Origin of the sequence: Streptomyces sp. NPDC046866, assembly GCF_040704625.1 — a bacterium.
In the GTDB taxonomy this organism is placed as follows: Bacteria; Actinomycetota; Actinomycetes; order Streptomycetales; family Streptomycetaceae; genus Streptomyces.
Map to the genome: position 1 here is coordinate 157221 of NZ_JBEYXN010000014.1, position 19489 is coordinate 176709.

Here is a 19489-nt window from a genome sequence, read left to right on the forward strand (position 1 = left end):
TGCCCGCCGCCGCGTCCCCGGGTCCCGGGCCGACCGGCCCGGCGCATGCCGGCCCGGGGCCGCCCGGCTCGGGGGCCGGGGGCCCGACGGCCCGGCCGGTGGCGCGTCCTCCCGCGCCGCCCGCCCCGGCGCCGTGGGGCGGGGTGCTCGGCGGCCGGGGGGATCCCCGCCCGGGCGGGTCGCTCTCCGAGCCCCCCGGGCCGCCGGGTTCCGCGGCGCGTCGTGCCGTGCGGGGCGCCTCCGCACGGCCGGGCCGTTTCGGCCTCGCCGGCGTGGCCGGTCCGGCAGCCGCGGCGGGGGCGGGCCGGTCGGGGGCGGGATTGCCGGAGAGCGCTCGGGGCACGGCTTCCGGGGCCGTGGTGCGGGCCCGTCCGCCCGGGTCGGCGGCGGTCATCGGGGGGTCGTCAGGGCCGCGAAGGCCGCCTCGTGGCTGCGGCGGCGGGAGCGGTCGCGGGCGTGGACCTCGCGGGCCACCGCGGCCAGCGCCGCCGCCGGGGCGTGCAGGTCGAGGCGGCTGGCCTCGGCGACCCGCGCGGCCCAGTCGGCCGGGACCGCGGCCGCGCCCGCCAGGGCTCCGGCGACGGCCCCCGCCATGGTGGCGGTGGAGTCGCAGTCCCGCCCGTAGTTGACCGCTCCGAGGACCGCGTCCTCGTACGCGCCGCCCGAGACGACCAGCATGCCGAGCGCGATCGGCAGCTCCTCGACGGCGTGCAGCCGCGAGGGGCGCCGGGCGCCCAGCGAGGGCCTGCGGTAGTCGGGGCCCACCGAGTCGTACGGGGCCACGGCCTCCCGCAGCGGGCCCAGCGCCGACTCGAAGTCCCCGTGCCGCGAAGCGACGTCGCACACCGCCTCGATCGCGTCCCGCGTGCCGTCCTTGGCCAGGGCGAGGGCGGCGTCCACCACCGAGGACACCGTCGCCCCCGGCGTGCACGCGGCCGCCACCGCCGCGGCGAGGACGCCGGCCGCCTCCCGCCCGTACGAGGACTGGTGCGCGCCGGCGACGTCCAGCGCCTCCGCGTACGCGCCCCGCGGGTTCCCCGCGTTGACGATGCCGACCGGCGCCATGTACATCGCCGCACCGCAGTTGACGATGTTTCCGCTGCCCGCCTCGCGCGGGTCGGCGTGCGCGTAGTGCAGCCGGGCCACGATCCACTTCTCGGCGAGGAAGATCCGCTGCAGGGGGATCGCCTCGGCCTCCAGCTCCGGGATCCAGCGGGGATTGGTCATCAGGTCCGGGACGAGGTGGTCGGCGACCGCATACGCGTCGAGGTGGTCGCGCACGGTCTCGTAGACCCGGACCAGGGCGTGGGTCATGAGGGTGTCGTCGGTGACGTGGCCGTCGCCCTTGTGGTACGGGGCGATGGGCCGGGCGGTGCGCCAGTCCGCGTGCCAGGGGCCGACGATGCCGCGGACGCGGCCGCCGTGGCGGTCGGCGATCTGCTCCGGGGACCAGCCTTCCACCGGGCCGCCGAGCGCGTCGCCGACGGCGGCCCCGACCAGGCAGCCGGCGGCCCGGTCCTCCAGTGTGAGCGTCGGCGTCCGCCGGGGCGTCGGCGCCTGCGTCTGCGTCATGTCCGAATCATCCCTTGGGTGAGGTGAGTTCCGTACGGGCCAGGTGTGCGGCGAGTTCGACGAGGTCGGTGCCGGCGAGGCGGGGCAGGGCGCAGCCGGACAGGGTGCGGCAGGCCTCGCGCCAGGCGGCGGGGACGCAGTCGCCGCCGCCGAGGGCGCCGGTGAGCGCGCCGGCCAGCGCGGGGGCCGAGTCCGCGACGCGGGACAGGCAGGCGGCCGCGGGGACGGCGTCGACGGCCCGGCCGCGGGCGGCGGTGGCCAGGGCGAGGGCCACGGGGACGGTCTCGGCGGCGGCGATGCCGTAGCTGTAGACGTGGTCGACGATCTCGTGCTCGAGGGTGGGCACGATGGCGAAGGCGCCGCCGCCCTCGGTGTGGGTCCGGGCCAGCTTGACGGCGTGGCGGGCGTTGCGGCCGATCTCGGTGGCGGCCGGCAGCTGCTCGAGGGCGGCGTCGACGGCGGCGTCGACGCAGGCCCCCGCGAGGGCGGCGGCCACGGCGGCGGCCATCGCGCGGGCGCCGTGGACGCCGTCGCCGTCCTGGGTGTAGCGGGCGTCGAACTCGGCGAGGTCGGCGGCCGCCTCCGGGTCGCCGGGGTGGACCACGGCGAGGACGCAGGCCCGAACGCAGGCGGCGTCGTCGAAGTAGTGCGGGTTGTCGTGGCCGGTGGCGGGCGGGCGCAGCCCGGCGGCGAGGTTGCCGAGGCCCGCCCGTACGGAGATCCGGGCGCGCAGCGGCAGCACGGCCGACTCGACCTCGGGGGCCCGCTCGGCGGCGGCGGCGACCTCGCTGGCCAGGGCGTTCCAGGCCAGGTCGATCGCGGCCCGCATCCGGCGCGACCGGCTGAGGTCGCTGAGCAGGACCCCGGCCGCGGTCAGCACCGACTCGGCGGCGAAGGCGGCCCACTCGGCGTCGTCGGAGGGGCCGAGCAGCAGGGGCTCGGGCGGCTGGTTGAGGGCGATCGGGACAGGGAGGGTGGTGGTGGCGTTCTGCTCGGCGAAGGTGTCGAGCTCCCGGGTCAGCCGGCGCGTCCACTCGGGCATGCGGCTGGCCCGGTGCCGGGCCGCGGGCCACCCGGCGGCGTCCCCGGCCGCCAGCCCCAGCAGCAACCCCTCGATCCGCCGCCCGCCCGTCTCCGCTCCGGACTCCCGGTCGCGCGGGCTGTGCCCCGCGGGCGCCCCGGCCCGCCCGCCCGGCTCCGCCGGGTGCCCCCGATCGCGTGGGCCGGGTTCGGCGGGCGCCCAGGCCTGCCCGCCCGTTTCCGCCCCGTCCTCCCGGTCGCGTGGGCCGTGCTCCGCAGCCGCCCCGGCCCGTACGCCAGCCTCGGCCCCGTGTTCCCGGTCGCGTGGGCCGGGTTCGGCGGGCGCCCAGGCCTGCCCGCCTGTCTCCGCCCCGTCCTCCCCGCTGCGCGGGCCGGGGTCCGTGGGCGCGAAGCTCCCCGCGTGCGCCCTCCCGCTGTCGTTCTCCGGCGAGCCGTCCGCCGCGCCGGCCGGCACGGGGTGGGGAAGCCGCCCCCGGCCGCCGGCCGGCGCCGTGGGAGCGGGTGGGGCAACGATTCGCCTCGGGTCGGGGGCTTCGGCCTCCGGGTCCCCCGGCCCGTGCACGCGCGCCCCGGGTGCCGGTGCCGTCGGCGGGTGGGGCGTTCCGTCCACGGGGGGTTCGCCGGCGGGGGCGGGGGGTGCGGTGGTCCGCGGTTCCGCCGGGGCCGTGCCGTCGCCCCGGGCCGCGGCAGCGATCGGCTCCGTGCCGTCGGCGGGGCGCTCCGTCGTCCGGGGCGTCCTGGGGGCGGTCACCGGGCGGGCTCGGATTCCGGGGTGAGGAGGTCCGCCACGTCCAGGACGTGGTGGCCCCGCATCGACGGCAGGCAGCTGCCGCGCACCGGCCCGACCGCCGCGGCCCAGTCGGCGGGGATCGCCGCGACCCCGGACAGGGCCCCGGCCAGCGCCCCCGCCACCGCGGCCGTGGTGTCCGCGTCGCGCCCCATGTTGACGGCCGTCAGGACGGAGCCCGCGAACTCCCCGCCGCAGGCCGCGAACGCCCCGAACGCCAGCCCGACCGCCTCCGGGGCCAGGTCGGTCCACGGGTAGCCGCCGATCACCACCGCGGAGCGCACCGCCCGTTCGCCGTGCGGGGCGGCGGTGACCGCCCGGCGCAGGGAGCGGGCGGTCCAGGAGTCCGAGGGGATGACCGAGAGGGCGGCGGAGACCACCGACGCCGGCCCGGCGCCCGCCATGGCCGCCGCCACCCCGGCCGCGACCGCCTGGCCGCCGTAGATGCCCTCCCCGTCGTGGCTGACGCTGCCGTCGATGGCGACGAGCCGCGCCGCCTCGGCCGGCCGGCCCGCCGCGAACACCCCGAACGGGGCCGCCCGCATCGCCAGCCCGTCCGACCACGCGTGCCGGTGCTGCGCCGAGATCGGCGCCGCGAGCCCCCGCCGCAGGTTCTCCAGCGTGCCCCGCTCCGAGAACCCGGCGCCGCGGAACGGCCCGACGTCCAGGTCGGCGATCCAGTGGTGCCAGGCCCGCTCGACGTGCGAGACGCTCAGCGCCGACCCGTGCCGGGCGAGCAGCAGCCCGGAGAAGATCGCGTACTCGGTGTCGTCCGTCCCGGCGGGATCGTCCGCGACGAACCCCTCGATCCGGCCCCAGCGGGCCCGGATCTCCGACGGCTTCATGTTCTCCGCGGGAGCGCCCAGCGCGTCGCCCACGGCGAGGCCCAGCAGGGCGCCCCTGGACCGTTCCAGGAGGACCTGCGGATTGCATGCAGCGGTCAGCTCCACGGCGCGCCTCTCCATGTGACGGAGCCATCGTGGTGGGGCCATCGTGGCCCCTAGGGGGATTTGTGCCACGGCAGACGGTTTGTCGCTCACCGCGAAACACCCCGCCCGCCCCCTCGTCACCCGGTCGCCGACCCCCAAATGCCCAGGTAAGTACGGCCTTCCTTGCTGGCGGGCAACAGAAATCGTGCGTAATTTCGAGGTGTTCAGGGGGAGCGGAGCGCCTCACGGCTCCCGTACGCGCATAAGGGGAGATACGCCGCATGTCCATCATCGACATCGAAGCACCGCTGCACACCGCCCACCGCGACAACCACACCCACCGCGACGTCAACGGCGGCTGGCTGCGGCCGGCCGTGTTCGGTGCGATGGACGGCCTGGTCTCCAACCTCGCGCTGATGACCGGCGTCGCCGGCGGCGCCGTCGCCCCCCACACCATCGTCATCACCGGGCTCGCGGGCCTCGCGGCCGGCGCCTTCTCGATGGCCGCGGGCGAGTACACCTCCGTCGCCTCGCAGCGCGAACTGGTCCTCGCCGAACTCGACATAGAGCGGCAGCAGTTGCGCAAGCACCCGGTCGACGAGATGGAGGAGCTCGCCGAGCTCTACGTCTCGCGCGGGGTCGAGCCGGCCCTGGCCCGCGAGGTCGCCATGCAGCTCTCCCGCGATCCCGAGCAGGCGCTGGAGATCCACGCCCGCGAGGAGCTCGGCATCGACCCCGACGACCTGCCGTCGCCGCTGGTCGCGGCCGCCTCCTCGTTCGGCTCCTTCGCGCTGGGCGCGCTGCTGCCGGTCCTGCCGTACCTGCTCGGCGCCACCGCCCTGTGGCCCGCGGTGCTGCTCGCCCTCGTCGGCCTCTTCGCCTGCGGCGCGGTGGTCTCCCGGGTCACGGCCCGCTCCTGGTGGTACAGCGGCCTGCGCCAGCTCGTGCTGGGCGGTGCGGCCGCCGGTGTGACGTACGTCCTGGGAACCTGGATCGGCGCAGCCATAGGCTGATCGCCCCCCGAATGAGACACTATGCACCGCGCAACATAAGTAGTCCGGAGCAATGTCCGTTACCCGGCGGTTTCGATCCCGTGTCCGCCGGGCATCAGACGAGGGCGAAGCGGGCGACGATGCCCGCTGCTCGCACCGGGACCCTTCGCCCCTTCGCTCCGCGGTGCGCCCCGATCCAGCCGGTCAACGGACCACGTCGATCAGCCGGATCAGCCGCCCCGTCGCCCCGAACCGCCGACTACTGCCTGCTCCGCCCCCGAAGGTCCCTTCTTTCTGCCTCGTGCAGCACCCACGGTGTCCGCATGCTGAAACGGCAATATCCGCTTCGCGGGATAGCGGTCATCATGTAACCTGCACGAAATTTCGCAGAGGGCCAACGTCGTCCCTCGGCTTGCACCAATGCCACGACGACGACGGGAGAGCCGATGCGTTCCGCATCCACGCACTCCGCGACCGGCCCCAGCACCACTGCCTGGTCGCCCATGGACGGTCGCCCCGCCCAGCAGGGCCTGTACGACCCGCGCAACGAGAAGGACGCCTGTGGCGTCGGATTCGTGGCGAACCTCACCGGCGAGGCGACCCACACCCTCGTGGAGCAGGCGCTGACCGTACTGCGGAACCTCGAGCACCGAGGCGCCACCGGCTCCGAGCCCGACTCCGGCGACGGCGCCGGCATCCTGTCCCAGGTTCCGGACGCGTTCCTGCGCGAGGCCGCCGGATTCGAGCTCCCCGCGGCCGGCGCGTACGCCGTCGGCATCGCCTTCCTCCCCGCCGACGGTACCGCACAGGCCGTCGCCGTGGAGCAGATCGAGGCCATCGCCGCCGAGGAGAACCTCACGGTCCTCGGCTGGCGCGAGGTCCCGGTCACCCCGGACCTGCTCGGCAACGGCGCCCGCACCACCATGCCCGCCTTCTCGCAGCTGTTCGTGGCCGACGGGGAGAGCGAGGGGATCGCCCTCGACCGCAAGGCGTTCGTCCTGCGCAAGCGCGCCGAGCGCGAGGCCGGGGTGTACTTCCCGTCGCTGTCCGCCCGCACCATCGTCTACAAGGGCATGCTGACCACCGGCCAGCTGGAGCCCTTCTTCCCGGACCTCTCCGACCGCCGCTTCGCCTCGGCGCTCGCCCTGGTCCACTCGCGGTTCTCCACCAACACCTTCCCGTCCTGGCCGCTGGCGCACCCGTACCGCTTCGTCGCGCACAACGGTGAGATCAACACGGTCAAGGGCAACCGCAACTGGATGCGCGCCCGCGAGTCCCAGCTGGTCACCGACGCCTTCGGGCCCGGCGCCCTGGACCGCATCTTCCCGATCTGCACCCCGGACGCCTCCGACTCGGCCTCCTTCGACGAGGTCCTCGAGCTCCTGCACCTCGGCGGCCGCTCGCTGCCCCACTCGGTGCTGATGATGATCCCGGAGGCGTGGGAGAACCACACCTCCATGGACCCGGCCCGCCGCGCCTTCTACCAGTACCACTCCACGATGATGGAACCCTGGGACGGCCCGGCCTGCGTCACCTTCACCGACGGCACCCAGGTCGGCGCGGTCCTCGACCGCAACGGCCTGCGCCCCGGCCGCTACTGGGTCACCGACGACGGCCTCGTCGTGCTCTCCTCCGAGGTCGGCGTCCTCGACATCGACCCCGCCAAGGTCGTCCGCAAGGGCCGCCTCCAGCCCGGGAAGATGTTCCTCGTCGACACCGCCCAGAAGCGGATCATCGAGGACGACGAGATCAAGGCTGAGCTCGCGGCCGCCGCCCCGTACGGGGAGTGGCTCGAGTCCGGCGAGATCGAGCTGACGGACCTGCCCGAGCGCGAGCACATCGTCCACACCCACGCCTCGGTCACCCGCCGCCAGCAGACCTTCGGCTACACCGAGGAAGAGCTGCGCGTCCTGCTCGCCCCGATGGCCCGCACCGGAGCGGAGCCGATCGGCTCCATGGGCACCGACTCGCCCATCGCGGCCCTCTCGGAGCGCCCGCGGCTGCTCTTCGACTACTTCACCCAGCTCTTCGCGCAGGTCACCAACCCGCCGCTGGACGCCATCCGCGAGGAGCTCGTCACCTCGCTGCTGTCCTCCCTCGGCCCGCAGGGCAACCTGCTGGAGCCCAACGCCGCGTCCTGCCGCAGCGTCACGCTCCCCTTCCCGGTGATCGACAACGACGAGCTCGCCAAGCTCATCCACATCAACGCCGACGGCGACATGCCCGGCATGAAGGCCGCCACGCTCTCGGGCCTGTACCGGGTCTCCGGCGGCGCCGAGGCGCTGGCCGCCCGGATCGCCGACATCCGCGCCGAGGCCGACGCCGCCATCGAGGCCGGTGCCCGCCTGATCGTCCTGTCGGACCGCCACTCCGACGCCGAGCACGCCCCGATCCCCTCGCTGCTGCTCACCGCCGCCGTGCACCACCACCTCATCGCCACCAAGCAGCGCACCCAGGTGGGCCTGCTGGTCGAGGCCGGCGACGTCCGCGAGGTCCACCACGTCGCCCTGCTCATCGGCTACGGCGCCGCCGCGGTCAACCCGTACCTCGCCATGGAGTCCGTCGAGGACCTGCTGCGCGACGGCACGTTCATCGAGGGCATCGAGCCCGAGAAGGCCATCAGGAACCTCATCCACGCCCTCGGCAAGGGCGTCCTGAAGGTCATGTCCAAGATGGGCATCTCCACCGTGGCCTCCTACCGCGGCGCCCAGGTCTTCGAGGCCATCGGCCTCGACGAGGAGTTCGTCGAGACGTACTTCCAGGGCACCGCCACCAAGATCGGCGGCGCCGGCCTGGACGTCATCGCCAAGGAGGTCGCCGCCCGCCACGCCAAGGCCTACCCGGCCTCCGGCATCGCGCCCGCGCACCGCGCGCTCGACATCGGCGGCGAGTACCAGTGGCGCCGCGAGGGCGAGCCGCACCTGTTCGACCCGGAGACGGTCTTCCGCCTCCAGCACGCCACCCGCAACCGCCGGTACGACATCTTCAAGAAGTACACCGACCGGGTGAACGAGCAGTCCGAGCGCCTGATGACGCTCCGCGGCCTGTTCGGCTTCAAGTCCGACCGCCCCTCCATCTCCGTGGACGAGGTCGAGCCGGTCTCCGAGATCGTCAAGCGCTTCTCCACCGGCGCCATGTCGTACGGCTCCATCTCGCAGGAGGCGCACGAGACCCTCGCCATCGCCATGAACCAGCTGGGCGGCAAGTCCAACACCGGTGAGGGCGGCGAGGACCCCGAGCGCCTGTACGACCCGGCGCGCCGCTCGTCGATCAAGCAGGTCGCCTCCGGCCGCTTCGGCGTCACCAGCGAGTACCTGGTCAACGCGGACGACATCCAGATCAAGATGGCCCAGGGCGCCAAGCCCGGCGAGGGCGGCCAGCTGCCCGGCCACAAGGTCTACCCGTGGGTCGCCAAGACGCGTCACTCGACGCCCGGCGTCGGCCTGATCTCCCCGCCGCCGCACCACGACATCTACTCCATCGAGGACCTGGCCCAGCTGATCCACGACCTCAAGAACGCCAACCCGGCCGCGCGCATCCACGTGAAGCTCGTGTCCGAGGTCGGCGTCGGCACGGTCGCGGCCGGCGTGTCCAAGGCCCACGCGGACGTCGTCCTGATCTCCGGCCACGACGGCGGTACGGGCGCCTCCCCGCTCACCTCGCTCAAGCACGCGGGCGGCCCCTGGGAGCTCGGCCTCGCCGAGACCCAGCAGACCCTGCTGCTCAACGGGCTGCGCGACCGCATCGTCGTCCAGACCGACGGCCAGCTCAAGACCGGCCGCGACGTGGTCATCGCCGCGCTGCTCGGCGCCGAGGAGTTCGGTTTCGCGACCGCCCCGCTCGTCGTCTCCGGCTGCGTCATGATGCGCGTCTGCCACCTGGACACCTGCCCGGTCGGCATCGCCACCCAGAACCCGGTCCTGCGCGAGCGCTTCTCCGGCAAGCCCGAGTTCGTGGTGAACTTCTTCGAGTTCATCGCGGAGGAGGTCCGCGAGCTCCTCGCCGAGCTCGGCTTCCGCTCCATCGAGGAGGCCGTCGGCCACGCCGAGCTCCTCGACACCACCAAGGCCGTCACCCACTGGAAGGCCCAGGGCCTCGACCTCGAGCCCCTCTTCCACGTGCCCGACCTGCCCGAGGGCGCCGTGCGCCACCAGCTCGTCGAGCAGGACCACGGCCTGGAGAAGGCCCTGGACAACGAGCTGATCGAGCTCGCCGCCGACGCGCTGGCCGCCGCCACCGCCGAGGAGGCCCGCCCGGTCCGCGCCCGGGTCGCCATCCGCAACATCAACCGCACGGTCGGCACCATGCTCGGCCACGAGGTCACCAAGAAGTTCGGCGGTGCGGGCCTGCCCGACAACACCATCGACCTGACCTTCACCGGCAGCGCCGGCCAGTCCTTCGGCGCCTTCCTGCCCAAGGGCGTCACCCTCCGCCTGGAGGGCGACGCCAACGACTACGTCGGCAAGGGCCTCTCCGGCGGCCGGGTCGTGGTCCGCCCGGACCGCGGCGCCGACCACCTCGCCGAGTACTCCACCATCGCCGGCAACACCATCGGCTACGGCGCCACCGGCGGCGAGATGTTCCTGCGCGGCCGCACCGGCGAACGCTTCTGCGTCCGCAACTCCGGCGCCCTGGTCGTCTCGGAGGGCGTGGGCGACCACGGCTGCGAGTACATGACCGGCGGCACCGCCGTCGTCCTCGGCGAGACCGGCCGCAACTTCGCGGCGGGCATGTCCGGCGGCGTCGCGTACGTCGTCGACCTCGACCGGGACAACGTCAACACCGGCAACCTGGAGGCCGTCGAGGCCCTCTCGGACGCGGACAAGCAGTGGCTGCACGATGTGGTGCGCCGCCACGAGGAGGAGACCGGCTCGACCGTGGCCGCGAAGCTCCTGGCTGACTGGGACGCCGCCGCGGCCCGCTTCAGCAAGATCATCCCGACCACGTACAAGGCAGTGCTCGCCGCCAAGGACGCCGCTGAGCTGGCCGGACTCTCCGAGTCCGAGACCAACGAGAAGATGATGGAGGCGGCGACCCATGGCTGACCCGAAGGGCTTCCTCACCACCCCGCGCGAGACCGCCTGTTCCCGTCCCGTGTCCGAGCGGCTGAAGGACTGGAACGAGGTCTACGTCCCCGGCTCCCTCCTGCCGATCATCAGCAAGCAGGCCGGGCGCTGCATGGACTGCGGCATCCCGTTCTGCCACAACGGCTGCCCGCTCGGGAACCTGATCCCCGAGTGGAACGACTACGCCTACCGCGAGGACTGGAGCGCGGCCTCGGAGCGGCTGCACGCCACGAACAACTTCCCGGAGTTCACGGGCCGCCTGTGCCCCGCCCCGTGCGAGTCGGCGTGCGTGCTCGGCATCAACCAGCCGGCCGTCACCATCAAGAACGTCGAGGTCTCGATCATCGACAAGGCGTGGGACAACGGCGCGGTCGCCCCGCAGGCCCCCGAGCGCCTCTCCGGCAAGACCGCCGCCGTCATCGGCTCCGGCCCGGCCGGCCTCGCCGCGGCCCAGCAGCTGACCCGGGCCGGCCACACCGTGGTCGTGTACGAGCGCGCCGACCGCATCGGCGGGCTGCTGCGCTACGGCATCCCCGAGTTCAAGATGGAGAAGGTGCACATCAACCGCCGCATCGAGCAGATGCGCGCGGAGGGCACCAAGTTCCGCACCGGCATCGAGGTCGGCCGCGACATCACCGCCGGCGACCTGCGCAAGCGGTTCGACGCGGTCGTCATCGCGGCCGGCGCCACGGTCTCGCGCGACCTGCCGGTCCCGGGCCGTGAACTGAAGGGCATCCACTTCGCGATGGAGTACCTGCCCCTCGCGAACAAGGTCCAGGAGGGCGACTTCGTGGCCCCGCCGATCACGGCCGAGGGCAAGCACGTCGTCGTCATCGGCGGCGGCGACACCGGCGCGGACTGCGTCGGCACCGCCCACCGCCAGGGCGCCCTGTCGGTCACGCAGCTGGAGATCATGCCGCGCCCGAACGAGGAGCGGAACACGGTCTCGCAGCCCTGGCCGACCTTCCCGATGCTGTACAAGGTCACCTCGGCCCACGAGGAGGGCGGCGAGCGGGTCTACTCCGTCTCCACCACCCGCTTCGAGGGCGACGAGGACGGCAACGTCCAGGCCCTGCACCTGGTCGAGGTCGCCTTCGAGGACGGCAAGCTGGTCCAGAAGCCCGGCACCGAGCGGGTCATCCCGGCCCAGCTGGTCACCCTGGCGATGGGCTTCACCGGCACCGACCAGTCCAACGGCCTGGTCGAGCAGTTCGGACTGGACCTGGACGAGCGGGGCAACATCGCCCGCGACGCCTCCTACGCGACCAACGTCGACGGCGTCTTCGTCGCCGGCGACGCGGGCCGCGGCCAGTCCCTGATCGTGTGGGCCATCGCCGAAGGCCGCTCCGCGGCCCGCGGCGTGGACCGCTACCTCACGGGCTCCAGCACCCTCCCGTACCCGGTCAAGCCGACGGACCGAGCTCTGACGGTCTGACCCTCCCGCCCTCCGGCCCCGCTCCCCTGCGGGCGGGGCCGGCCAACGCAACACCCCCCTCCCTGTGCGGAGGACCCCTCATACGGTCCGTACAACGGCGTGCGGAAATCCGACACGGCGCCCGTCATGTCCCCGACCAGGGATGACGGGCGCCGTGGCGTTCGAGGGCCGTCTCTACTCCGGCCGGAACTCGTACTGGAGCTCGTACAAGTGACCCGCCTTCACCATCACGGTGACCTCGACCGGCCGATGGTGATCGCTGTACACGGTCCTCAGCGTGCGCAGCACCGGCAGATCGCCGGGCAGGCGCAGGGCGGTGTGCTCCGCCTGAGTGGGGATGCGCGCGGAGACGCGGTCCACGCTCGTGCGCGGTGGGAAGCCGAGCGCCGTCAGCAGGGTCGGGGTGCCGCCCCGGATCTTCCGCAACTCGGCGAGTGCCGTGCCACGCGCGATGGCGAGCGGATAGTAGGAGCAGACGAGTTCGGCCGACTCCCCCTCGATGGTGATCAGCTGCCGGCGCACCACGGCCGACGTGCCGTTCTCCTGGCCGAGGGCGGCGGCGATGTCGCCCTGGACACCGGCCTCGTCGACGCTGAGCAGCTCGGTGCGCACTGCGGCCCCGGACCGGCCGGCCATCTCGGCCAGCCACGGATAGGCCGACCCTGTCGGCGCCGGGGCGAGAGAGGCCGCCGGGCGGACGGTCTGCTGCCGATGCTCGCGGACGGTCACAGCGGCACCTGCCCGGCCGACGACCAGCCCTTCGGCCTTGAGTACTTGCAGAGCCTTCTGGATGGTGGCGTTCGACGCGTCGAAGCGTTCCTTCAGCTGTGCAGTCGACGGGATCTTCGCACCCGGTGCCAGGTCGCCATTCATGATGGCGTCGCGCAGGTCGGCTGCGATGCGCGCATGCAGGGGCCGGGGGTCCGGTGTGAGGGCTTCGACGGCGGACACGGTCACCCGATCCTGGTCTCATAGCGCAGCTGTTGCCGCGCCGCAGGCATGACCATCAGGTCGGCCTGCAGAGGGGTGTCCGCCGCGTCGTACGTGACGCGGGCGATCCGCAGTACAGGTTCCTCCTGTCCCATGCGCAGTTGGTCGTGTTCTTCGTCGGACGGCATCCGGGCGGTGACGATCTCGACCACACGCGCGCCGACGTGTCCGAGGGAGGCGAGGAGCGTGACCGCGCCGCCGCGAATCCGGGCCGCTCCCGCCAGCGGCGTGCCGGCCGCGATACGGGCCGGGTAGAAGGTGTCGGTCAGCTCGCAGGGCTGTCCGTCGAGCTCGATCACCCGCCGACGGACTACCACGGTTTCGCCTTCGTCCGTACCGAGCAGCGCCGCGACCTCGGCTGAAGCAGGCGTCTCACCGGCATGGACGATGCGCTGACCGCCGCGGCGTCCCGCCGCCATGGTCTCGTGTGTCCACGCGTCCGACTCCCCGGCCGCACGCGGCGTCAGATAGGGCATCGACGTACTGGTCCATCCGGTCCCGCTCATGTGTCCTCCCGTACGCCTGACTGCTGTTGCCGCACCACGCTATGCGAAGCCCACGCGAGAGCTCATCCTTGCCGACCTTGCTGCTTTTCGCGAATGGCGATACGGTCCGTGACGTTCTCGGAACTCAGAGTCAGGGTGGTGGGGTGGTGTGATCCTTTCCCGACAGCAGCGATTCCCCCGTGCGCGGACGTCAGTGCGTGCGACCCGGCAATTCGTAGGTGACACGCTCGGGCAGTGGGGCATTGCCGATCGGGGGGACGACATCCGCCTCTGCGCATCCGAGCTGGCAACCAATGCGGTGCTCCACGGAGTCCCGCATGGACGCGAGTTCTGCGTGCGGCTGCTCTGGGAGCAGGGATTGATGAGGCTCGAGGTGAGGGACAGCGGCCCCGGGCAGCCTGTGGCCCGACAGCCTCGTTTCGATGCGCTGTCAGGCCGAGGGCTGTGGCTGGTCTCTGAACTGGCCGACGAGTTCGGCGTCGATGCCCAGACGGTCGGAAAGACGGTGTGGGCGCGCTTCAAGTGCTCCGCGAACCGACACGGCGCCCGTCATGTCCCCGACCAGGGATGACGGGCGCCGTGGCGTGGGTGGCTACTCGGGCTGGACGACCGTGGCGGCCCAGCGGAGGGTCGGGGTCGAGGTGGTCACTCCTGCGGCGAAGCCGCCGTGGAGGCCCGTGCCCAGGGGGACGGTGATGCGGGACGGGCCGTCTGCGGGGCAGTCCAGCGTGAAGGGGGCCGGGCTGCGGTCCGGGTGTTCGTCGAGGGTGAAGGACACCGTGATGCTGCCGCCGCCCTCGCAGGCGAACGTGGTGTACGTGTCCAGCGACGGGGCGAGGCCGCCCGAGACGAAGCCGCTGGACCCGGTCACCTCCGGCACCCAGATCAGCCCGTCGGGGCCCGGATGGGGGAGGAGTTCCTCCTGCGCCGCCGCCTGGCCGGCTCCTGCCGTCAGGGTCAGCGCCGTGGCGGCCGCCACCGCCGCAGCGGCGGCCGTCCGTGGGCTGCGTACCTGGAACGTGTGCCTCATGGGATCCCCCCGGAGTTCGTCTCGCTCGTGCACGACTCCGGTCCACGCTAGGCGCCGGCACTGACGCGGGAGGCGGTGCGGTAAGCGGTGGGGGTGAGGCCCGTGTGGCGGTGGAGGTGGGCGCGGAGGGAGTCCGCCGTGCCCAGGCCGCTTCGGGCCGCCACCTGGTCCATGGGAAGGGCCGTGGTCTCCAGGATCTCCCGGGCGCGGTCCAGGCGCTGGTGCAGGAGCCACTGGAGCGGGCTCAGCCCCGTCTCCGCGCGGAAGCGGCGGGTCAGGGTGCGGACGCTCGTGCCCGCGTGCCGGGCCAGGTCCGCCAGGGTCGTCGGCTCGTCCAGGCGTGCCAGGGCCCAGGCGCGCGTCGCGGCGAGCGAGGTCCCGCGCTCGGGCGGCAGGGGGGTCTGGACGAACTGCGTTTGATGGCCCGGCCGTACCGGCGCGGCCACCACCAGCCGGGCCGTGGCGTTCGCGACCGCCGCCCCGTGGTCGCCGCGCACCATGTGCAGGCACAGGTCGATGCCGGCCGACATCCCCGCCGAGGTCAGCACCCCGCCGTCCTCGACGAACAGCACGTCGGGGCGCACGTCGACCCGCGGGAACAGCCGGCGGAACTCATCCGACACCGCCCAGAACGTCGTCGCGCCCCGCCCGTCGAGCAGGCCGGCCTGCGCCAGGACGAACGCGCCCGTGCAGATGGACGCGATGCGCAGCCCCCGTGTGGCGGCGGCCCGCAGGGCGTCCAGCACCCGGGGATCGCTGCCGGTGCGCGAGCCGGTCCCCGTGACGATCACCGTGTCGGCCCGCTCGATCGCCCGTAGCCCGTGGGGGACCACCACGTCCATGCCGTGCATCGCCTTCACCACCCCCGGGTCCGGGGTGCACACCGCCACCTCGTACGCGGGCCGCCCGTCGACCCGTGCCGTACCGAAGACCACGTTCGGAATCGACAGGTCGAAGGTGGTCACGGGCGGCAGGGCGACGACCGCGACGCGGTGAGGGCGCCGCACGGATGGCGAGGGCGTCATGGCTCGAACCTCCGGAGTCCTGGCATTCCGGCCACTACTGTACGGGCCGCCGGAAGACGAGAGTTGGGAGCCGAGGGAATGGAATCAGCCTCTTTCGCAAGGGAGTTATCGGTATGGGTCTGCACGTCATCGCCGGCGCCGGCGCGATCGGCACCGCCACCGCCCGCCAGCTCGCCGCATCCGGGGAACGGGTCCGGATCATCACCCGCAGCGGCGGCGGGCCCGAGCACCCGCTCGTCGAGCGGGTCGCCGCCGACGTCACCGACACGGCGGCCGTCGCAGCCCTGCTCGACGGCGCCCGCACGCTCTACAACGCGGCCGCCCCCGCCTACCAGCACTGGCGGACCGCCTTCCCGCCGCTCGCCGCATCGCTCCTCGCCGCCGCCGAGAAGGCCGGCACGGACCTCGTCATACTCGGCAATGTCTACGGCTACGGCTACGGCTACGGCCACGGCTCCGGCCGCGGCGATGCGCAGGGGCGGGGCGGTGCCGCCGCGCTCACGCCCGACCTGCCCCTGCGGCCCGTCTCCGACAAGGGCCGCGTCCGCGCCGCCATGTGGCAGGAGGCGCTCGCCGCGCACGGGGCGGGCAGGGTGCGGGCCGCAGAGGTCCGGGCGTCCGACTTCCTGGGCGCGACCGCGGTCGGCCTCCTGCCCCTCATGGTCGTCCCCGCCGTCCTGGCCGGCGAGGAGGTGGCGGCCCCGATCGCCCTGGACGCGCCCCACGCCTGGTCCTACGTCGAGGACGTCGCCCGCACCCTGATCGCGGTCGCCGCCCGGGACGACACCTGGGGCCGCGCCTGGCACGTGCCCTCCACCTCCGAGCTGTCCGCGCGCGAGCTGATGGCCCGCCTGGCCGACCTCGCCGGCGCGCCCGCCCCCCGACTGCGGACCATGACCCCGCAGGAGCTGGCCGCTGCCGTCGCCGTCGACGAACTGATGGCCGAGCTCCCCGAGATGGCGTACCTGTACGACCGCCCGCTGCGCCTGGACGCCTCCGACACCGAGCGCCTGCTCGGCGTACGGGCCACCGCACCGGACACCGTGCTGCGCGAGCTGCTGCCCGCGGGGCCGCGGTGACCTGCTGGAGGGGGTGGTCCCGGCTGCCGTGACGGGCCCGGGCCGGTTCGCTCGTGCGGGTGATGCGCGTACTGCCGCTGCCGGGCGGGAGGTGCGGACCCGCCGTTTCCGATCTAGGCCGTACGGGCCATGTGGCGGTCGAAAACCGTGCAGTTGGGGGCGGTTCGGCTCTGGTAACAGTGGGGCGCATGCCCTCCCGAACCCTGCCGCCGCGGTCGTTGCCGCTGTCGTGGCCCCTGTCCTGCGCCCTGGTGGCGGTGGCCCTGCTGGCGCCCGCCACGTCCGTCTCCGCCGACGACGGCCCCGGGTCCGGTTCCGGGCGGACGGTCGACTACCGGGGCCTGCGCCTGACCGTCCCCGGCGCGTGGAGGGTCGTCGACCTCGACCGGCATCCCGACGCCTGCCTGCGCCTGGACCTGCCCACCCTCTACCTCGGGCGCGCCGGCAGCCAGCGCGAGTGCACCGGCCGCGCCGTCCGCACCCGGGCCGACACCCTCCACCTGGAGCCGCTCACCGGAGCCCCGCCGCGCGCCGACATCCCGACCGTACGGGTCGACGCGGTCGAGGGCGGCGGCGTACCGGCTCCGCCGCAGGGCGACAGCCGCGAGGTCCGCTACGCCCTCCAGCGCCGCGGGCTGATGGCGACGGTCTCGTACGGGGACGGCCCCGACGCCGTACGGGAGCTGCTGGCACGCGCCCGTACGGCCCCCGCCGCAGCCCCCGGCGCCGCCGCGCACCCCACCCCGGCCCCGGCCGAGCCGGCGGTGGCCGCCGGCCCCGGCCCGCGGTCCGCCGCCGCCCCGCAGCCCTTCACCGGCAGCGGCTTCGACACCTGCACCGCCCCGACCCAGAGCGCCATGGACGCCTGGCGGACCGCATCCCCCTTCGGCGCCGTCGGCATCTACATCGGCGGCCGGGCCCGCGCCTGCGCCCAGCCGCAGCTCACCGCCGACTGGGTCAGGCGCCAGACCGGGGCGGGCTGGCACCTGATGCCGCTGTGGGCGGGCCCGCAGCCCTGGCAGAGCCCGACCACCGGCCTGTCCACCGACCCCGCCACCGCCGACGACCAGGGCCGGGCCGCCGCCGACGGGGCCGCCCGGGCGGCCGGGGCGCTGGGCTTGCCGGAGGGGACGGTGCTCTACAACGACCTGGAGAGCTACACCGACCGCCGGACCTGGGACCCGCCGGTCGTGGCCTACCTCACCGCCTGGACGGTCCGGCTGCACGAGCTGGGCTACCGCGCGGGGGCCTACGTCCCGGCGGGTTCCGGGGCCAAGGCGCTCAGCGCCCGCTACGACGGGGCCCCGCACGCCGTGCCGGACGTGCTGTGGGCGGCGTCGTGGAACGGCCGGGCCTCCGTAGCCGACGCCGACATGGGCCTGCCCGAGGGGACCCGCCAGTGGGCCGGGCGGCGCCGCGCCCACCAGTACCGGGGGGACCACGAGGCCACGTACGGCGGCGTCACGCTGCACATCGACCGCAGCTGGGCCGACGTCGACCCGGCCGCCTCGGAGGCCCCGGCCGCCCCGGACTCCCCGGCCGGCGTGCCCCTGATGCCCGCGGTGCCGGGCCTCCCCGTCGCCGTCGGCCCGGCGTGGCCGATGACCCTGCCCGGCTAGGCGTCCTCCACGTCCTCCCGCGGCGGCTCGTCGTCGTTGCCCCGGCGGAAGGTGTGCAGGCCGCGCTGCGGCGTCCACGTGCGGACCACGAGCTCCTCGCCGTCGATGCCGACGTGGACCACCTCGGTCAGCTCCGCGTGGAACACGTGGGCCGGGGACGGGTGCTCGGCCTGCGTCTCCTCCGCGTACCGGTGCAGCTCCGGCGGGTCCAGCAGCTCGATCGCCCGCCCGGAGATCCGTACGTCGCCCCCGGCCATCGCGTCGTCCGGGCCGGGGTTGCTGTGCAGCGCGAAACGCGGGTCGCGCTGCAGGTCCCGGGCCTTGAGGGAGCCCGCCATCATGCCGAGCCACAGCTCCCCGCCCCGGAACTCGACGTTCAGGCCGGTCAGCCGCGGGGAGCCGTCCTTGCGGAGGGTGGCGAGGACGTGGTGCGGGAACGCGGCGAAGCGGGCCCTGACGGCCGCCGCGAACTCCGGTTCCTGCTTCTCGAACGCGGCCCAGTTGTTCGTCGTCATACGTCCATCAAAGCGCGTGCGGCGGTCGGCGGCCGCTCAGGCGCGCACGATGCCCGCCGCCCGCGCCGCCGCCAGCCAGGCCGGGAACTCCCCGAGCAGGCGGTCGTACAGCACCTGGTCGGGCACGGTGCGCGGATCGGGACCGGCGTGGAAGTAGCCGGCGTTGTCCACCACCCGGTACTGCGGCACGGGCAGTTCGTCGAGGCGGCGCAGGAAGTCGAACTGGTTGCTGCGGGTGTTGCCGAAGCCGACGAACTGCCAGAAGAGGGGCAGCCGGGCCGCCTTGCACAGGTAGCGCTCGGCCTCGGGGCGGCTGACGGGGCCGCCGTCGGTCTGGAAGACGACGAGGGCGGGTTCCGCCGTGCCGGAGTCCAGGTAGTGGTCGATGACCGCGTCCATCGCGGCGTGGTACGAGGTCTTGCCCATGTGGCCGAGGCGGGAGGCGATCTCCGCGACCCGGCCCTCGTGGCCGGCGAGGGGGATCTCCTCCACGGCGTCGATGTCGGTGGAGAAGAACACCACCGGGACGCGGCCGTCGTCGTCCAGGTGCGCCGACAGGCCGAGTACCCGGTCCGCGAAGGCCTGCACGGTGCCGTCGCGGTAGTACGGGCGCATCGAACCGGAGTGGTCGAGGACCAGGTACACCGCGGCCCGGCCGCCGTACAGGCCGTGGCGGCGGAGGGAGTCGCCGGCGCGCTTGTAGAGGTCCACCAGCGCGGGCGCCGCCCGCTCCACCGTGCGGAGGTCGATCGCACTGCCGTTGCCGTTGCCGTTGCCGCTTCCGCCGCCCCCGCTGCCCCTCATGCCGCGAGGGTACGCCCACCCGCCCCGGCCCCGGGCGGAGTCCCGGGATATGGAGGCAAGGGCGGGGCGGATGCGGCACGCGGGCCGGAAGAACCGGCT

The 19489-nt window shown here is 74.0% G+C and carries 14 protein-coding genes and 1 pseudogene; 6 read left to right on the forward strand and 9 right to left on the reverse strand.

All coding sequences use genetic code 11. The features are described 5' to 3' along the window. Nucleotides 1-390 precede the first annotated feature (390 nt). From AB0953_RS21385 to AB0953_RS21395, 3 genes and pseudogenes are all read right to left on the reverse strand, one after another. Nucleotides 391-1572: an ADP-ribosylglycohydrolase family protein gene (locus AB0953_RS21385; RefSeq protein WP_366861084.1), complete on the reverse strand. Its 1182-nt coding sequence runs from the start codon at nt 1570-1572 to the stop codon at nt 391-393. 7 nt (nt 1573-1579) lie between these two features. Then, nucleotides 1580-2692, reverse strand: a pseudogene (locus tag AB0953_RS21390) (ADP-ribosylglycohydrolase family protein); the annotation flags it as partial. Between the two features lie 668 nt (nt 2693-3360). Next, a complete protein-coding gene (locus tag AB0953_RS21395; protein WP_366861085.1) occupies nt 3361-4365 on the reverse strand; it encodes an ADP-ribosylglycohydrolase family protein in 1005 nt (334 codons plus the stop codon). Nucleotides 4366-4610: 245 nt separating this feature from the next. On the opposite strand from AB0953_RS21395, the gene AB0953_RS21400 reads away from it, so the two are divergent. The 3 genes from AB0953_RS21400 to AB0953_RS21410 all read left to right on the forward strand — a co-directional run bounded on the left by AB0953_RS21400 (nt 4611) and on the right by AB0953_RS21410 (nt 11822). Then, entirely contained in the window at nt 4611-5342 is a 732-nt protein-coding gene (locus AB0953_RS21400) for a VIT1/CCC1 transporter family protein (protein ID WP_366861086.1), read from the forward strand. 482 nt (nt 5343-5824) lie between these two features. Then, entirely contained in the window at nt 5825-10366 is a 4542-nt protein-coding gene (gene gltB, locus AB0953_RS21405) for a glutamate synthase large subunit (RefSeq protein ID WP_366861121.1), read from the forward strand. After that, nucleotides 10359-11822 carry a glutamate synthase subunit beta gene (locus tag AB0953_RS21410; protein WP_366861087.1) on the forward strand — a complete coding sequence of 488 codons (1464 nt, stop codon included), beginning with the start codon at nt 10359-10361 and terminating at the stop codon, nt 11820-11822. Before gltB ends, AB0953_RS21410 begins: the two co-directional genes overlap by 8 nt. Before the next feature lie 174 nt (nt 11823-11996). On the opposite strand, the gene AB0953_RS21415 is transcribed toward AB0953_RS21410, so the two are convergent. Continuing rightward, on the reverse strand, nt 11997-12773 hold the full coding sequence (locus tag AB0953_RS21415; protein WP_366861088.1) for a GntR family transcriptional regulator: 777 nt from the start codon (nt 12771-12773) through the stop codon (nt 11997-11999). Between the two features lie 2 nt (nt 12774-12775). Continuing rightward, on the reverse strand, nt 12776-13318 hold the full coding sequence (locus AB0953_RS21420) for a UTRA domain-containing protein (RefSeq protein ID WP_366861089.1): 543 nt from the start codon (nt 13316-13318) through the stop codon (nt 12776-12778). A 148-nt stretch (nt 13319-13466) separates the two neighbouring features. Between AB0953_RS21420 and AB0953_RS21425 the strand changes: the two genes are divergently transcribed. Beyond that, nucleotides 13467-13889: an ATP-binding protein gene (locus AB0953_RS21425; protein WP_366861090.1), complete on the forward strand. Its 423-nt coding sequence runs from the start codon at nt 13467-13469 to the stop codon at nt 13887-13889. 21 nt (nt 13890-13910) lie between these two features. On the opposite strand, the gene AB0953_RS21430 is transcribed toward AB0953_RS21425, so the two are convergent. Together AB0953_RS21430 and AB0953_RS21435 are read right to left on the reverse strand one after the other, a co-directional pair. Further along, nucleotides 13911-14348, reverse strand: coding sequence for a hypothetical protein (locus AB0953_RS21430; protein ID WP_366861091.1), 438 nt, complete (start codon nt 14346-14348; stop codon nt 13911-13913). 47 nt (nt 14349-14395) lie between these two features. Then, entirely contained in the window at nt 14396-15373 is a 978-nt protein-coding gene (locus AB0953_RS21435) for a helix-turn-helix domain-containing protein (RefSeq protein WP_366861092.1), read from the reverse strand. 113 nt (nt 15374-15486) lie between these two features. Between AB0953_RS21435 and AB0953_RS21440 the strand changes: the two genes are divergently transcribed. Further along, nucleotides 15487-16452, forward strand: a complete 966-nt coding sequence (locus tag AB0953_RS21440; protein ID WP_366861093.1) for an NAD-dependent epimerase/dehydratase family protein — start codon at nt 15487-15489, stop codon at nt 16450-16452. 188 nt (nt 16453-16640) lie between these two features. Further along, on the forward strand, nt 16641-18071 hold the full coding sequence (locus AB0953_RS21445) for a DUF1906 domain-containing protein (protein WP_366861094.1): 1431 nt from the start codon (nt 16641-16643) through the stop codon (nt 18069-18071). On the opposite strand, the gene AB0953_RS21450 is transcribed toward AB0953_RS21445, so the two are convergent. Then, complete coding sequence (locus AB0953_RS21450; protein ID WP_366861095.1) at nt 18068-18586, reverse strand: pyridoxamine 5'-phosphate oxidase family protein; 519 nt, start codon at nt 18584-18586, stop codon at nt 18068-18070. The genes AB0953_RS21445 and AB0953_RS21450 overlap by 4 nt on opposite strands. Nucleotides 18587-18622: 36 nt before the next feature. Further along, nucleotides 18623-19390: a VWA domain-containing protein gene (locus tag AB0953_RS21455; protein ID WP_366861096.1), complete on the reverse strand. Its 768-nt coding sequence runs from the start codon at nt 19388-19390 to the stop codon at nt 18623-18625. Between the last annotated feature and the right edge of the window lie 99 nt (nt 19391-19489).

Bases quoted from the DNA above. Each gene is read 5' to 3' on its own strand.
- AB0953_RS21455 (WP_366861096.1), bottom strand. From the start codon at position 19,390: ATGAGGGGCAGCGGGGGCGGCGGAAGCGGCAACGGCAACGGCAACGGC.
- AB0953_RS21445 (WP_366861094.1), top strand. From the start codon at position 16,641: ATGCCCTCCCGAACCCTGCCGCCGCGGTCGTTGCCGCTGTCGTGGCCC.
- AB0953_RS21430 (WP_366861091.1), bottom strand. From the start codon at position 14,348: ATGAGGCACACGTTCCAGGTACGCAGCCCACGGACGGCCGCCGCTGCG.
- AB0953_RS21385 (WP_366861084.1), bottom strand. From the start codon at position 1,572: ATGACGCAGACGCAGGCGCCGACGCCCCGGCGGACGCCGACGCTCACA.
- AB0953_RS21395 (WP_366861085.1), bottom strand. From the start codon at position 4,365: ATGGAGAGGCGCGCCGTGGAGCTGACCGCTGCATGCAATCCGCAGGTC.
- AB0953_RS21440 (WP_366861093.1), top strand. From the start codon at position 15,487: ATGGGTCTGCACGTCATCGCCGGCGCCGGCGCGATCGGCACCGCCACC.
- AB0953_RS21435 (WP_366861092.1), bottom strand. From the start codon at position 15,373: ATGACGCCCTCGCCATCCGTGCGGCGCCCTCACCGCGTCGCGGTCGTC.
- AB0953_RS21450 (WP_366861095.1), bottom strand. From the start codon at position 18,586: ATGACGACGAACAACTGGGCCGCGTTCGAGAAGCAGGAACCGGAGTTC.
- gltB (WP_366861121.1), top strand. From the start codon at position 5,825: ATGGACGGTCGCCCCGCCCAGCAGGGCCTGTACGACCCGCGCAACGAG.
- AB0953_RS21400 (WP_366861086.1), top strand. From the start codon at position 4,611: ATGTCCATCATCGACATCGAAGCACCGCTGCACACCGCCCACCGCGAC.
- AB0953_RS21420 (WP_366861089.1), bottom strand. From the start codon at position 13,318: ATGAGCGGGACCGGATGGACCAGTACGTCGATGCCCTATCTGACGCCG.
- AB0953_RS21410 (WP_366861087.1), top strand. From the start codon at position 10,359: ATGGCTGACCCGAAGGGCTTCCTCACCACCCCGCGCGAGACCGCCTGT.